At 73.5% G+C, this 14,841-nt stretch carries 9 protein-coding genes; 5 read left to right on the top strand and 4 right to left on the bottom strand.

All coding sequences use genetic code 11. The features are described from left to right. Positions 1 to 15 precede the first annotated feature (15 nt). A complete protein-coding gene (locus ACDF64_RS09785; RefSeq protein WP_394550820.1) occupies positions 16 to 1,767 on the top strand; it encodes an ABC transporter substrate-binding protein in 1,752 nt (583 codons plus the stop codon). Between the two features lie 54 nt (positions 1,768 to 1,821). On the opposite strand, the gene ACDF64_RS09780 is transcribed toward ACDF64_RS09785, so the two are convergent. Beyond that, a complete protein-coding gene (locus ACDF64_RS09780; protein WP_394550818.1) occupies positions 1,822 to 2,751 on the bottom strand; it encodes an SDR family NAD(P)-dependent oxidoreductase in 930 nt (309 codons plus the stop codon). Positions 2,752 to 2,847: 96 nt separating this feature from the next. Here ACDF64_RS09780 and ACDF64_RS09775 point away from each other — a divergent pair, with 96 nt between their 5' ends. After that, positions 2,848 to 3,387, top strand: coding sequence for a TetR/AcrR family transcriptional regulator (locus tag ACDF64_RS09775; protein ID WP_394550816.1), 540 nt, complete (start codon positions 2,848 to 2,850; stop codon positions 3,385 to 3,387). 99 nt (positions 3,388 to 3,486) lie between these two features. Here ACDF64_RS09775 and ACDF64_RS09770 read toward each other — a convergent pair whose 3' ends face one another. Genes ACDF64_RS09770 through ACDF64_RS09760 form a run of 3 tightly spaced genes read right to left on the bottom strand, consistent with a single transcriptional unit; the run spans position 3,487 to position 7,573 of the window. Next, positions 3,487 to 4,104 (bottom strand): DUF624 domain-containing protein, encoded by a 618-nt coding sequence (locus ACDF64_RS09770; protein ID WP_394550815.1) that lies wholly within the window; start codon positions 4,102 to 4,104, stop codon positions 3,487 to 3,489. 8 nt (positions 4,105 to 4,112) lie between these two features. Next, on the bottom strand, positions 4,113 to 5,099 hold the full coding sequence (locus ACDF64_RS09765) for a LacI family DNA-binding transcriptional regulator (RefSeq protein WP_394550813.1): 987 nt from the start codon (positions 5,097 to 5,099) through the stop codon (positions 4,113 to 4,115). Next, the gene (locus ACDF64_RS09760; protein ID WP_394550811.1) at positions 5,096 to 7,573 is read right to left on the bottom strand and encodes a glycosyl hydrolase family 95 catalytic domain-containing protein; all 2,478 of its coding nucleotides are present in this window, start codon (positions 7,571 to 7,573) and stop codon (positions 5,096 to 5,098) included. The genes ACDF64_RS09765 and ACDF64_RS09760 overlap by 4 nt, the downstream gene beginning before the upstream one ends. A 62-nt stretch (positions 7,574 to 7,635) precedes the next feature. On the opposite strand from ACDF64_RS09760, the gene ACDF64_RS09755 reads away from it, so the two are divergent. From ACDF64_RS09755 to ACDF64_RS09745, 3 genes are read left to right on the top strand one after another with little or no spacing between them, the layout of a single operon-like run. After that, positions 7,636 to 9,696, top strand: coding sequence for a beta-galactosidase (locus ACDF64_RS09755; protein ID WP_394550809.1), 2,061 nt, complete (start codon positions 7,636 to 7,638; stop codon positions 9,694 to 9,696). Next, complete coding sequence (yicI, locus tag ACDF64_RS09750; RefSeq protein ID WP_394550808.1) at positions 9,693 to 12,068, top strand: alpha-xylosidase; 2,376 nt, start codon at positions 9,693 to 9,695, stop codon at positions 12,066 to 12,068. Before ACDF64_RS09755 ends, yicI begins: the two co-directional genes overlap by 4 nt. Then, a complete protein-coding gene (locus ACDF64_RS09745; RefSeq protein ID WP_394550806.1) occupies positions 12,068 to 14,695 on the top strand; it encodes a glycoside hydrolase family 3 C-terminal domain-containing protein in 2,628 nt (875 codons plus the stop codon). The genes yicI and ACDF64_RS09745 overlap by 1 nt, the downstream gene beginning before the upstream one ends. The last annotated feature ends 146 nt before the right edge of the window (positions 14,696 to 14,841 follow it).

The following is a 14,841-nucleotide window of genomic DNA, read 5'->3' as shown; positions in this document are numbered from 1 at the left end:
CCAGAAAGGAAAGCAATGAAGCTGAACAAGAAGGCGGCCCTCGTGGTGTCCGCCCTCGCGCTCGCGGGACTGTTGACGTCCTGCACGGGCAGCTCCGGATCCACGACCTCCGGGCCGATCTCCGAGTTCCCGTCTTCGTGGGACGACGAGATCACGATCGACGTCTTCGACGGCCTCGCCAACTACATGGGCGTCCAGGAGGGTTGGTTCGCCAAGATCGTCAAGGACAAGTTCAACATGAAGTTGAACATCATCGCCCCGAACGTCGCGGGCGGCGGCGACACCCTCTACAACACGCGCGTCACCGCGGGCGACCTCGGCGACCTCATCATCACCGACAAGGGCCAGAAGCTCGACGAGCTGATCGAGGGCGGCCTCGTCATCGACGCGGCGGACTACTACCCCGCGATGAAGAACACGGCCCGCTTCGACCAGGCGGTCGAGCACCTCAACGACGGCGCCGACGGCACCTACGGCTTCCCGAGCTCGGTCTCGTCCCTGAAGCCCACCGACCCGTCCGAGGGCCTCGACCCCACGTTCGGCGCATACGTGCGCTGGGACCTCTACAAGGCGGCCGGATACCCCGAGCTGGACACCCTCGAGGACCTCCTGCCGACCCTGAAGAAGATGCAGGACCTCGAGCCGACCGCGCCCAACGGGCAGAAGACCTACGGCATCTCCCTGTTCAAGGACTGGGACGGCAACATGATGAACAACGCCAAGCAGCCGACGACGTACTACGGCTACGACGAGCTCGGCTTCGTGCTCGCCAAGGCGGACGGCTCGGACTACCAGGGCATCCTCGACGACGACGGCCAGTACCTGCGCACCCTCAAGTTCTTCTACGACGCGAACCAGCTGGGCCTGGTCGACCCCGACTCGACGACCCAGAACTACGACACGCTGTTCACGAAGTACCAGAACGGCCAGGTGCTCTACGGATTCTGGCCGTGGCTCGCGCAGTCGGCGTACAACACCGCGGAGAACACCGCCGCGGGCAAGGGCTTCATGCTCGCCCCCATCGCCGACCAGAACATCTTCTCGTACGGCGCCGAGGCGTACGGCGGCAAGCAGGTCTTCGCGATCGGCTCCAAGGCCGAGGACCCCGAGCGCATCGCGGCCTTCATCGACTGGCTCTACTCGCCCGAGGGCGCCCTCGCCAACAACAGCCAGACCCAGGGCGCCGCGGGCCCCGAGGGCCTCACGTGGGAGCTGGACGGCGACGAGCCGGCCCTCACCGAATTCGGCGAGCAGGTCTTCCTCGAGGGTGACGCCGAGGTCCCGGCCGAGTGGGGCGGCGGCAGCTACATCGACGGCACCTCGACGCTGAACATCAGCGCGGTCCTGCCGATCGACGTCGACCCGAACACGGGCTACCCGTACAGCTACAAGTTCTGGCCGTCGTACCAGGCGCTGGTCCAGACCCCGCTCAGCGAGGACTGGAAGTCGAAGACGGACGGCGCGAGCTCGACGATCGAGTACCTGCAGGCCAACGACCAGCTCCTCGTCGCCCCGGGCGCGAGCTACGCCGCACCGGCCGACAGCTCGGAGATCGAGACGCTGCGCAACCAGGTCAAGGCCGTCATCGTGCAGTACTCGTGGCAGATGGTCTTCGCCGAGAGCGAGGCGAAGTTCGACTCGCTCCTCGCCGAACTGCAGGAGCAGGCCAAGGGCCTCGGCTACGACGACGTGCTCGAGTTCGACCTGACGAACGCCAAGGACCAGAACGCCCAGCGCGAGGCGGTCACCAAGGCCTTCGCCGGCTGATCTGAGCCACCCACGCGGATGGGCCCGGGCGGAACGCCCCGGGCCCATTCCCGTTCACACGCCGACCGGCACGCCGGCGAGTGACTCGAGCTCGTCCCAGACCCGTGCCACCCGGGCCGGGTCGGCCCGCGCGGTGAGCGGGTTCGGCTCGAGCACGACGGGCGCGCCCCGGCGGCCGCCCTCGGGGCCGAGGTACTCGCCGCCCGCGAGCGCCGGGTCGGTGAGGGCGCGGACCGCCGGCCACGCGGCGGCGTCCTTGCCCTGCGCCCACGGCGTGAAGGGGTTGCGGCGACGCGGGCCGCGCGGGTCGTGGACACCGTCCCGCGCAGGCGTCTTCGCATCGACGCCGATGCCGGGGTGGGCGACGATCGAGGCGACCGGTACCCCGGCGGCGCGCAGGCGCCGGTCCAGCTCGTACGCGTGCAGCTCGGTGACGGTCTTGGCCCACGTGTAGTCGCGGAGGAAGCCCCGCTGGGGACGGGCGGCGGCGTCCACGTCGAGCTTCAGCCTCCGCACGAAGCCGGTCGACGTGTGCACGATGCGTGCGGCGGTGCCCGCGGCCTCGCCGGTCGCGGCGAGGGTCGGCAGCAGCAGCCCGGTGAGCGCGACGCCGGCGATCACGTGCGTGCCGAGCATCAGCGGCAGGCCGTCGACGGTGGTCGCTCCCGCGGCCGGTGCCATCGTGCCGCCGTTGAGGAGGAGGCCGTCGATGCGGCCGAAGGCCGCCAGCTCGGTGCCGGCGCGACGGACGGAGCCGAGGTCGGCCAGGTCGAGCACGACCGTGGACACCGTGCTGCCGGGGACCTGCGATCGGATCGAGTCCCGGGCGCGTCCGAGCTTCTCGGGCGAGCGGGCGGCGAGCACGACGTGCGCGCCCGTGCCGGCGAGTTGCTCGGCGGCGAAGTAGCCGATCCCGGCGGTCGATCCGGTGACGACGTGGACGCGCCCGCGCTGGTCGGGCGGTTCGATGGGGTTCCAGGGCATGCGCGCTCCTCGGTCCGGGGCTATGCGGATTTGCTATCCGTTTCGGATGCTAACACAAGCGGATGAGTCATCCACTTGTTCGGGTACGATGATCGCGTGACCCCGCAACGCGCCGACGCCGCCCGGAGCCGCGTGCGCATCCTGGAGGTCGCACGCGAGTGCGACCCCGCCGACCTGCGGCTCAACGAGGTCGCGCGCCGGGCAGGTCTCGGCGTCGGAACGGTCTACCGCCACTTCCCCACCGTGCACGCCCTCGTCGAGGCCGTCGTCGCGACCGACCTCGAGCGCTACCGCGACCTCGCGCGACGCGCGGCCGCCGAACCGGATCCGGCCCGTGCGCTCGAATCGCTCGTGCGCGACGGCCTCGCCATGCAGCTCGAGGACGGCGGCCTCCAGTCGGTGCTCCTCGCCACCGAGGACGCCAGCGCCGAGGTCGCGGCACTCAAGCGCGAACTCGAGGCCGTCGCCGAGACCGTCGTCGCCGCCGCGCGCGAGGCGGGCGTCGTGCGCGCGGACCTCACCACCGCCCGGCTGCAGCGGCTCGTGTGCGGCGTGGAGCATGCCGTCCGCATCGGCGGCGACGACCGCGAGTTCTTCGTCGACGCCCTGCTCGCCGGGCTCCGGCCTCAGCACTGACGCCGGCCGGCGAGCCGCGGAAGTCCTCCGGTTGCGACGACCCGCGCCTCGCCCGCCGCTCAGCGCCCGTTCGCGCCGCCGATCCGCCGCTGCGCGCGGTCAGGCGTCGGCGTTCCCCGAGCGCCGCGAGTGGATCGAGCGGAAGAGGAACGCCATCCCGTACGCGCCGACCGAGCAGCCGATCGTGGCGACGAGGATGCCGAACGGCGGGAACACGACCATGAGGCATCCGAGGGTGATCGGGACCAGCACGAGGCCGATCGTGCGCACCGGCTCGGCGCCCGGCAGCAGCAGCGCGTTCCGGAGCGTCTGGCGGAACGTGTTGCGGTAGACCGCGACGAGCGCCATCGCGTGCAGGAAGGCCGCGAAGAGGGCGGCGGCCGCGACGAACGCCACGACCGCGAGCCCGGTGAGGAGCGGCTCGGGATGCCCCAGCCAGAACACGCCGCTGAACGCGAGCGCCACCGACGGGACGAGCGTGGCGAGCATGAGCAGGGTCGCACGACCGAAGTTCCGGCGGAACGCGGGGAAGAAGTCGGCGACGGGCCGCCCGCTCTCCTCGTCGGCGTACCGGATCGTGACCTCGAACAGCGCGCTCGTGGCCGCGCCGATGGTCACGAGCGGCAGGCAGCTCACGAGGTACAGCACGTTCAGCGCCACGAACGCGAGGAAGGTGGAGAGGCCGTGGACGGTCCTGCTCTCGGGGTCGATCTGCATGGCGTTCCTCAGGGCTCGACGATCGGGACGACGCGCGGCGCGAGCAGGTGGACCCGGTCGGGCGCCCCGCCCGCGAGGATCTCGTTGAGCACGCGCGCGGCGGCCGAGCCGAGTTCCTCCGCGGGCAGGTCGATCGCCTCGGTGAGCCCGTGGACCGCGCGGGCGACGTCGACCGGGCACAGCGCGATGACGTCCGACGGGCCCTCGCCGCGCGCGGCGAGCCGGGCGAGGCGCGCCGAGACGTGCGGGAGCGCGCCCTCGTTGTGGACGAACACGCCCGTGATCGCGGGGTCGGCCGCGACGATCTCGTCGACGACGGCGGTCGCCTCGGCGGTGCTCGGGCACGGGTGCACGGTGCCCTCGATGCCGTGCGCGGCGCACGCGTCGAGGAATCCGCGTGCGAGCCGGTCGGCGTAGGACGTGTGCCGGCTGACGACCTCGGGCGGCGAGCCGATGAGCGCGATGCGCCGGTGGCCGCGCGCCGCGAGCCGTTCGACGGCGAGCGCGCCGGCGGCCTGGAAGTCGAAGTCGACGCAGGTGAGCTCGCCCGCGCCGGTCGGGAGGCCGATGAGCACGCTCGGGGCGCTCAGCGCGGACAGCGTCGCGATACGCGGGTCATCCGATTCGACGTCCATCATGAGCAGCGCGTCGACCTTCGACGCGCGCGCCGCGCGCTCGAGCCCGCTCGCGTCGTCGCTCGTGAGGAGCAGCACGTCGTACTCGTGGAGTCGCGCCTCGCGGACCACGCCCGCGACGATCTGCATGACCACGTGCACGTCGACGCCGGCGCGGAGCGGCGCCTGCAGCCCGATCACCTGCGTCGAACGCGACGCGAGCGAGCGGGCGCCGGCGTGCGGGCTGTAGTCGAGCCGCGCCATCGCCTGCTCGACGCGCTCGCGGGTCTCCTGCGAGATCGTGCGCTTGCCGCTCATGACGTACGAGACGGTCGAGATCGACACGCCCGCCTCGCGCGCGACATCCGCGATGGTCGTCACTGGATCCCCTTCGGTTCGAGGTGGAGTTCGGGTTCGAGGTGAACGGGCACCCCGGGTCGCAGCTCGACGACGCGCGAGCCGAGCCCCGGCCCGGTCACCTCGACGACGATCGGATGCGCCGCGCGCAGCGTCGCGCCGGTGAGCCGCCCGTCCGTCCAGCGCAGGTCAACCGTACTGCCCCCTCGGGCGCGCAGGCCCCGCACGCGCCCGCTGCGCCAGCCGGGCGGGAGCGCGGGCAGGAGCCGGATGACCCCGTCGTGGGACTGCACGAGCGCCTCGGCGATCGCGGCGGTGAGCCCGAGGTTGCCGTCGACCTGGAACGGCGGGTGGGCGCTGAACAGGTTCGCGTAGACACCGCCTCGGTGCGCGCCGCCCGAGTCGTCGGCGGGCCGGAGCGCCATCGCGACCTGCCGTTCGACGGCCGCGCCGTCGCCGAGGCGGGCCTGCATTGCGGCGCGCCAGGCGAGCGCCCATCCGCTGGACTCCGGCCCGCGTCCGCGGATCGACGCGGCCGCCGCACGGGCGAGTCCGGGCGTGCGCTCGGGCGTGATGCCCGAGAACGGGAACAGGCCGACGAGGTGCGACAGGTGCCGGTGCCCGCGCTCGGCGTCGGGCAGGTCGCGGCTCCACTCGGCGAGCTCGCCCGTGGTCGTGGCGCGCAGGTCGGGCAGCCGGGCGACAAGCGTCGCGAGGTCGTCGACGACGTCGGTGTCGGGATCGCCCTCGCGGCCGAGCACCGCGCGGGCCTCCAGGCACACCGCGGCCAGCTCGCGCAGCAGCGCGACGTCCATGGTCGAGGACTCGTCGACCGCGCGCGGCTCGCCCGCCGCGTCGAGGAAGCGGTTCTCTGGCGAGGTCGACGGACTCGTCCATGCGCGGTCGCCGTCGGCCCGGATCCACGAGCGCGCGAACCGCGCGGCGCCGAGCAGGGCGGGCCAGGATGCCTCGAGCCCGGCGGCGTCCCCGCCGAAGGCGAAGTGGTCCCACGCGTGCAGCGCGAGCCACACGCCGCCCATGGGCCAGAACGCCCACGCGGGGTCGCCGTGGCCGGCGCCGACGGGGGCCGCGTGCCCCCAGGCATCCGAGTTGTGGTGGAGCGCCCAGCCGTCGGCGCCGTGGAGGTCCCGCGCGACGACGGGCCCAGTGGTCGCCGCGACGCGCTCGACGAACCGCAGCAGCGGCTCGTGGCACTCGGGCAGGCCCGTCGTCTCGGCGGGCCAGTACGCCATCTGCAGGTTGATGTTCGTCGTGTACGCGCTCGACCACGGGCCGGGCAGTTCGGCGTTCCAGATGCCCTGGAGGTTGAGCGGCAGGCCGCCGGGCTGCGACGACGCCATGAGCAGGTAGCGGCCGTAGTGGAACGTGAGGGCCGCGAGCCCGGGATCGGCGCGCTCCTGCGCGCGGAGCACGCGCTCGACGGTGTCGAGCGCGGCGGGGTCGAGCGCGGCGGTGTAGGGCACGGCGAGGTCGAGCGGGTCGGCGCCCGCGCCCGCGCCCGCGGGCGACTCGAGTTCGAGCGTGCAGCGCAGGTACTGCTCGCGGTGCACCCGCACGTGCGCCGCGAGGAGCGCATCGGCGTCGGCGGCGCGGTCGAGGCGCGCGGGCGAGGCATCCAGGCCGGCGGCCGCGGGGGCGACCGTCGTGCCGACCTGCAGCAGCAGGTCGGTCACGGGCGCGGTCTCGAACCCGTCGCCGGATGCCTCGAGCGCCACGGATGCCGCGACGACGATGCCGCCCGCTCCCCCGCGTTCGGGGTCGTACCGGATGGGCTCCGGCGGGTGCTCGTGGCCGGGCGCGACGTCGACGGGCAGCCACCACTCGGCGTCGAGGCCGCCGTCGGCGGTCACGGCGGGTGCGCGCCGCTCCCGCAGGAGGCTGCCGACCCGGACGCGCACGCGCACGGGCGCCTCCGAGACGACCCGGTGCGCGATCGCGCCGGTCACGCGGTCGGCCCACGTCTCGTGGCGGACCCGGTTGCCCGCGACGTCGTACTCGAGGCTCGCGACGCCGGTCGTGAGGTCGAGTTCGCGACGGACCGCGGCGGATGCCCCGCCGGCGCTGCCGCCAATCCCGTCGTCGTTGCGATCGCGCCCGTCCGACGCCCCGGCGCCGGGTGGCTCCGCACCGACGACCTCGACATCGAGCCACCCCAGCGGGAGGTACGCCTGCGCCCACCCGGTCTGCTGTCGCTGCAGGAGTCGTTCGGCCTCGGCGCGGTCGCCGGCGGCGATCGACGCGCGCACCGCGTCGATCGCGTCGGCGCCGCGATCTAGGACGCCCGCGAGCGGATCGGCGTCGGCCGTGCCCGACCACGCGAGCGCGTCGTTGAGCCACAGTCGCTCCCCGCCGAGGCGCCCGCCGCACATCGCGGCGCGGCGTCCGTTCCCGACCGGGAACGCGTCGGTCCAGCGCTCGACGGGATGCCTGGAGCGCAACTGGTGAAGCGCTTCGAAGCCCTGCGTGGACAAGCTCATTCCCGTAGTATAGGTTCCACTGTTGAAGCGCTTCGACAGTTGCAGCAGTGAGGCTCCCATCCATGTCATCCCCGACCGTCCGACGACGTGCGTTCGACGACCTGACCGCCGAGCGCGGCATCCTCTTCGGGGGCGACTACAACCCCGAGCAGTGGCCGCGCGAGACCTGGCGCGAGGACGTCGAACTCATGCAGCGGGCCGGGGTGAACCTCGTCACGGTGGGCGTGTTCAGCTGGGCGATCCTCGAGCCGCGGCCCGGCGCCCGCGAGTTCGGCTGGCTCGACGAGGTCCTCGACCTGCTGCACGGCGCCGGCATCGCGGTCGACCTCGCGACGCCCACCGCGTCGCCGCCGCCGTGGCTCGGCGTGCGGCACCCCGAGATCCTGCCCGTCGACGCCGACGGCGTGCGGCTCGTCGCCGGGTCGCGCAACCAGTTCTCCCCCTCGTCGACGGTGTACCGCGAGCACGCCCTCGCCATCACGCGCGACCTCGCCGAGCGCTACGCCGGGCACCCCGCGGTGCGCATGTGGCATGTCGGCAACGAGTTCGGACAGGTCGACTTCGGCGACGAGGCCGCACGCGAGTTCCGCGCCTGGCTCATCGAGCGGTACGGCACGATCGACGCGCTCAACGAAGCGTGGGCGACCACGTTCTGGTCGCAGCGGTACGACGCGTTCGACGAGATCCTGCCGCCACGGCGCATGCCGTACGTGGTCAACCCCACGCAGGCGCTCGACTTCCGCCGGTTCACGTCCGACCAGCTGCTGCGGTGCTGCACCGAGCTCCGCGACGCCATCCGCGACGCCGGCGCGACGCAGCCGATCACGACGAACTTCATGGGGTTCTTCCCGCACGTCGATTCCCAGTCCTGGGCCGACGAGCTCGACGTGATCGCCGACGACCAGTACCCCGACCCCGCCGACCCGGACTCCCCCGCCGACATCGCGCTCGTGCAGGACCTCATGCGCTCCCTCGGCGGTGGCCGGCCGTGGCTGCTCATGGAGCAGGCGGTGAGCGCCACCTCGTGGCGCGCGCACAACCTGCCGAAGACGCCCGAGCGCGCGCGCCGCGACTCGCTCCAGGCGGTCGCACGCGGCGCCGACGGCGTCTGCTTCTTCCAGTGGCGGCAGTCGCGCGCGGGCGCCGAGCGGTTCCACTCCGCGATGCTGCCGAACGCGGGCGCCGACACCGACGTGTTCGCGGGCGTCGTCCGGCAGGGCGCCGAGCTGCGGTCGCTCCGTCCGGTGGTCGGCACGACCGTACCCGCCGAGGTCGCCGTGCTGTTCGACTGGACGAGCTGGTGGGCCGGCGAGGACCCGACCGGCCCGACCGACCGCCTCCGCACGCTCGAGCAGCTCCGGCGCTGGTACCGCGTGCTCTGGCGCCGGGGCGTCGCGATCGACGTCGTCGCGCCCGGCGCCGACCTCTCGAGGTACCGCGTCGTGCTCGCACCGCACAGCTACGTCATCGAACCGGATGCCGCGACCGGGCTCCGCACCGCCGTCGAGGCCGGCGCGCAGCTCGTCGTCGGGCCGTTCAGCGGCGTCGCCGACGCGAACGGCCACCTCCTCCAAGGCCGATCCCCCGTGCTGCTGCGCGACCTCGTGGGCGTGAGCGGCGAGGAGTGGGGCGGCCTGCCCGACGAGCCGACGCCGCTGCGCGTCGAAGCGGACGGGCCCGCGGGCGGGGCATCCACCGCGCACGGCTCGCACACCGCGACGATCCTCGCCGAGCGGCTGCGCACCGAGGGCGCCCGGGTGCTCGCGGCCTTCGCGACGGGCCCGCTCGAGGGCCGCCCGGCGATCACCCGCAACGCCGTCGGCGCGGGCGCCGCGTGGTACCTCGGCACGGTCGTCGACGACGCCCTGCTCGCGGCCGTGCTCGACAAGGCGCTGGGCGACGCCGGGGTCCGCGGGGCGCTCGGCACGGCCGGCGAACTGCCCGAGGGCCTCGAGGCCGTGCGGCGCGGAGCCGCGCTGTTCCTCCTGAACCACGGCCACGCGCCGGTCACGGTCGCCGTGCCCGCCGGCGTGGTCGACCTGTTGACCGACGAGACGAGCGGGGGCTCGGTGACCGTGGCCCCCGGAGACGTGCGAGTGCTGATGGAAAGGCGATCCGAGTGAAGTTCACCGATGGGTACTGGCTGACGCGGCCGGGCATGAGTCCCCTGTTCGCGGTGGAGGTCGACGACATCCGCGTCGACCCCGAAGCCGGCACGATGACGGTCTTCGCGCCGACGGCCGCGATCCGCCACCGCGGCGACACATTGAACCGGCCCATGGTCACGGTCACGTTCTCGTCGCCGGCCTCCGGGGTCGTGAAGGTGCGCGTCCAGCACCACGCGGGCCGCGTGCACCGCGGCCCGGACTTCGCGATCCGGCACGAGGAGGGCTTCCGACCGCGCATCGCGGTCGACGAGGTCGAGGGCGTGCTCGAGACCGGCGACGTGCGCGTGCGCGTCCCGCGATCCGGCCCGTGGAACGTCTCGTTCGAGGAGGGCGACCGCGTGCTGACGACCTCGCTGCCGCGCTCGATCGGGCACATCACGGCGACGGATGCCCCGGGCCGCGCGCTCTCGGGCATCTCGGGCACCGGCGCGGCCGACACGGGCGCGACCTGGGTGCACCAGCAGCTCTCGATCGAGCCCGGCGAGCGCGTCTACGGATTCGGCGAGCGCTTCGGCGCGTTCACGAAGAACGGGCAGGTCGTCGAGACGTGGAACGCCGACGGCGGCACGTCGAGCGAGCAGGCGTACAAGTCGGTGCCGTTCTACCTCACGAGCCGCGGCTACGGCGTGCTCGTCGACAGCCCCGACCACGTCTCGTTCGAGGTCGGCAGCGAGATCAACTCGCGCGTCCAGTTCTCGGTGCCCGGCGAGACCCTCGACTACTACCTCATCGGCGGCCCCACCCCGAAGGACGTGCTGCGCCGCTACACCGCCCTCACCGGCCGGCCCGCTCGCGTGCCGGCGTGGTCGTTCGGGCTGTGGCTCACGACGTCGTTCACCGCGAGCTACGACGAGCGGACCGTGAACGAGTTCGTCGACGGCATGGCCGAGCGCGACCTGCCGCTCAGCGTGTTCCACTTCGACTGCTTCTGGATGCGCGAGTACCAGTGGACCGACTTCGAGTGGGACGAGCGCACGTTCCCCGATCCCGCGGGCCAGATCTCGCGCCTGCACGAGCGCGGCCTCAAGGTCTCGGCGTGGATCAACCCGTACATCGCGCAGCGGTCGAAGCTCTTCGACGAGGCATCCGAGCTCGGCTACCTCCTGAAGCGCACCGACGGCGGCGTCTGGCAGTGGGACCTGTGGCAGGCCGGCATGGCGCTCGTCGACTTCACGAACCCGGCCGCGGCCGACTGGTACGTCGAGCACCTCGACCGGCTCATGGACCAGGGCGTCGACAGCTTCAAGACCGACTTCGGCGAGCGCATCCCCGCCGACGGCGTCGCATGGCACGATGGCTCCGATCCCCAGCGCATGCACAACTTCTACCCGCAGCTGTACAACGAGATCGTGTTCCGCGCGATCGAACGCCGTCGCGGGCTCGGCGAGGCCGTGGTCTTCGCGCGGTCGGCGACCGCGGGCGGCCAGCAGTTCCCGGTGCACTGGGGCGGCGACAACGACTCGACGTTCCTGTCGATGGCCGAGACCCTGCGCGGCGGGCTCTCGCTCGCGATGAGCGGGTTCGGCTACTGGAGCCACGACATCGGCGGCTTCGAGGGCACGCCCGACGCGGGGCTCTTCAAGCGCTGGCTCGCGTTCGGGCTGCTGTCGTCGCACTCGCGGCTGCACGGGTCGAACTCGATCCGCGTGCCGTGGGCGTTCGACGAGGAGGCGGTCGAGGTCACGCGCCGCTTCACGAAGTTGAAGCTCCGGCTCATGCCCTACCTCGCGCGGATCGCGGAGGAGGCCCACGTCGACGGCATCCCGATGATGCGGCCGATGGCGCTCGAGTTCCCCGACGACCGCGCGACGCACGACTGCGACACGCAGTACGCGCTCGGCGACTCGCTCATCGTCGCGCCCGTGTTCACGGCCGACGGCAGCGTCGAGTACTACCTGCCGGAGGGCGAGTGGACCTCGTTGCTCGACGGCGCCGCCGTCGAGGGACGCCGCTGGGTCGCCGAGCGGCACGGCTACGACTCGGTGCCGCTCCAGGTTCGCCCCGGCACGGTGCTCCCGTGGGGCGCCCGCGACGACCGTCCCGACTACGAATGGGCCGACGGCGTCGTGCTGCGCTGCTTCGCGCTGCCCGACGGCTACGACGCGGTGACCACGGTGCCCGGGCTCGCGGGCCCCGCCACGACGTTCCGCGTGCGCCGCGAGGGCGACCGCGTCATCGCCGCGAGCGACGACGCCCGCGCGCCGTGGAGCCTGCGCGTCGGCGACACGACGGTGGCCGCGGACGGCGCCGGCGAGGTCGTGCTCTTCCTCGCCGCGTCCGCGCACGACGGCGACCGCGACCGCGACCTCGTCGCACAGGGGGCGTGATGGGCGAGGCATCCGTCGTGACCGGCGCTGGGGCGTCGACCGAGGCGTCCGCCGTCTCCGCCGGGGCATCCGCTCCCGCCTTCCGCGACGTGACGCGGCCGGTCGCGGACCGCGCACGCGACCTGCTCGGCCGCCTGAGCCGCGACGAGCGGATCGCGATGCTGCACCAGGCGGCGCCCGCGATCGAGCGGCTCGGCGTCGGCGAGTTCCGCACCGGTTGCGAGACGCTGCACGGCGTCGCGTGGCTCGGCCGCGCGACGACGTTCCCGCAGCCGGTCGGCATGGCGGCGACCTGGGACCCCGAGCTCCTCCGTCGCATCGGCGAGGTCGTGTCGACCGAGGTGCGCGCGAAGCGCGCCGAGAACCCGCTCGTCAGCCTCAACGTCTGGGCGCCGGTCGTGAACACGCTCCGGCACCCGGCGTGGGGCCGCAACGAGGAGGGCTACTCCGAGGACCCGCACCTCACCGCGCACCTCGCGACCGCGTACAGCCGCGGCCTCCGCGGCGACCACGAGCGCGTGTGGAAGACCGTGCCCGCGCTCAAGCACTTCCTCGGGTACAGCAACGAGACCGACCGCTCGGCGACCTCGTCGGAACTGTCGCTGCGCACCCTCCACGAGGAGGAGCTGCCCGCGTTCCGCGAACCGATCGAGTCGGGCGTCGCGGGCTCGATGATGCTCGCGTACAACCGCGTGAACGGCGTGCCCGCCCACACCCAGCCCGAGCTCGTCGCCGAGGCGCGCTCATGGGCGAGCCAGGCCGGGCACGACGCCGGCTCGCTCGCGATCGTGTCGGATGCCGGCGCGCCCACGTTCCTCGTCACCATCCAGCGTGCCCAGCCCGACCCGGTGCACGCCGCGGCGGCGCTCGTGCGCAGCGGCATGGACTCGTTCACCGACGACGACGCGAACGCGAAGCCGACGATCGCGAACGTCACCGGCGCCCTCGAGCAGGGCCTGCTCGACGACGCCGACGTCGACCGCGCGGTGCTGCGGCTGCTCGAACTCCGGGTGCGGACGGGCGAGTTCGACGGCGACGCCGACCCGTACGCGGCCATCGGCGCCGACGAGATCGACGCGGATGCCTCGCGCGAGCTCGCGCGCGAAGCCGTCGGGAAGTCGGTCGTCGTGCTCCGCAACGACGACGGGCTGCTGCCGCTCGCCGAGCCCGCATCGATCGCGGTCGTCGGCCCGCTCGCCGACGCCGTGCTCACCGACTGGTACTCGGGCACCCCGCCGTACGCCGTCGGGCTCGCCACGGCGCTCGCCGAGCGGTACCCCGGCGCGCGCGTCGAGACCGCGACGGGCGCCGACACGGTGCGGCTGCGCGCGCGCTCGAACGGGCGGCTCGTCGTGGCCGACGCGACCGGCGCGGTCGTCGAGGCGGCGGGTCTCGCGGGCGCGGGCCTCGCGGGCGAGGGGGCATCCGGCGAGGCATCCGACGCGTCGCAGTTCGACGTCGCCGACTGGGGCGACGGCATCCTGACCTTCCGCTCGCACGCCAGCGGCCGCCTGCTCACGGGCGGCGCGTGGCCGATGCGGGCCGACGCGACGCGCGTCGGCGGCTGGGTCGTGCAGGAGAGCTTCGAGCGCGAGGTGCACGCCGACGGGACCTGGTCGCTGCTGCACCGCGGATCGGGCCGCTGGGTGCGCGTCGTGCGCGAGGCCGGGCTGCTCGTGGCCGACGCGGTCACCGCGGCCGACGCCGAGCGGTTCGAGGTCGAGGTCGTGCGCTCAGGCCTCGCCGAGGTCGCACGCGTCTCGGCGGCCGCCGAGGTCGTCGTGGTCGCAGTCGGCAACGACCCGCACCTGTCGGGCCGGGAAACCGAGGACCGGCCGCACCTGGGGCTGCCCGGGGCATCCGTCGACGTCTGGCGGGCCGCGCGGGAGGCGAACCCGCGCACGGCGCTCGTGATCGTCTCGAGCTACCCGTACGTGCTCGGCGAGGCGGATGCCGCGGCGACCGTCGTCTGGTCGAGCCACGGCGGGCAGGAGCTCGGGCACGGTCTGGTCGACGTGCTCGCGGGCGACCGGGAGCCCACGGGCCGGCTGACGCAGTCGTGGCCCGTCGACGCCGCCCAGGCGGGCGACCTGTTCGACTACGACACCCTCCGCCAGCAGGCGACCTACCGGCACCGACCCGGCGCGGCCGCGTTCGGGCTCGGGCACGGACTCACGTACTCGCGCGTCGAGTACATCGGCGTCGAGGTGCTCGACGCCGAGGTGGCCGCGCCCGCGCCGACGCACCGGCATCCGGCGCTCCGGCCGTCGTCCACCGACCCGGGGGCGGCGCGCGTGCGGGTCGAGGTGCGCAACGCGGGCGACCGCATCGCCGAGGAGCTCGTGCAGGTCTACGCGCTCGCGCCCGAGGGCCTGGCGATCCCCGCGCCCCGGCGGCTCCTCGTCGCGTACGAGCGGGTGCGGCTGGAGCCCGGCGAGTCCCGACGCGTCGAGCTCGGGTTCGAAGTCGAGCGGCTCGCCGTGTGGGACGACGACGTGCGGATCCCGGGCGCGCCCGAGGACTGGCTGCACGCCGGTGCGCTCCGCGTGCAGCCTGCCGCATACCGGATCGCGGCCGGCCCGTCCGCCGATGAGCTCCCCGTGTCGGCGGTGCTGTCGGTTCGGTGACGGCGGGCGGCGCGCGGCTCCGGTGGTCGAGGAGCGCCGTCGCGCAGCGGCGACGCGTCTCGAGACCCGCTCACCCGGTCTCGAGACGCGTGCGCCTGCGTCGCTCGCTCCTCGACCGCCGGAGGCCCGCGCGCGGCTTGCGCCCG

The organism is Agromyces sp. MMS24-JH15 (assembly GCF_043518605.1).
Lineage (GTDB): Bacteria > Actinomycetota > Actinomycetes > Actinomycetales > Microbacteriaceae > Agromyces.
The sequence above is the reverse complement of the archived record's forward strand: the minus strand, read 5'-3'. Positions and strand labels throughout refer to the sequence as shown.

Bases quoted from the DNA above. Each gene is read 5' to 3' on its own strand.
- ACDF64_RS09785 (WP_394550820.1), top strand. From the start codon at position 16: ATGAAGCTGAACAAGAAGGCGGCCCTCGTGGTGTCCGCCCTCGCGCTC.
- ACDF64_RS09780 (WP_394550818.1), bottom strand. From the start codon at position 2,751: ATGCCCTGGAACCCCATCGAACCGCCCGACCAGCGCGGGCGCGTCCAC.
- ACDF64_RS09770 (WP_394550815.1), bottom strand. From the start codon at position 4,104: ATGCAGATCGACCCCGAGAGCAGGACCGTCCACGGCCTCTCCACCTTC.
- ACDF64_RS09760 (WP_394550811.1), bottom strand. From the start codon at position 7,573: ATGAGCTTGTCCACGCAGGGCTTCGAAGCGCTTCACCAGTTGCGCTCC.
- ACDF64_RS09755 (WP_394550809.1), top strand. From the start codon at position 7,636: ATGTCATCCCCGACCGTCCGACGACGTGCGTTCGACGACCTGACCGCC.
- ACDF64_RS09745 (WP_394550806.1), top strand. From the start codon at position 12,068: ATGGGCGAGGCATCCGTCGTGACCGGCGCTGGGGCGTCGACCGAGGCG.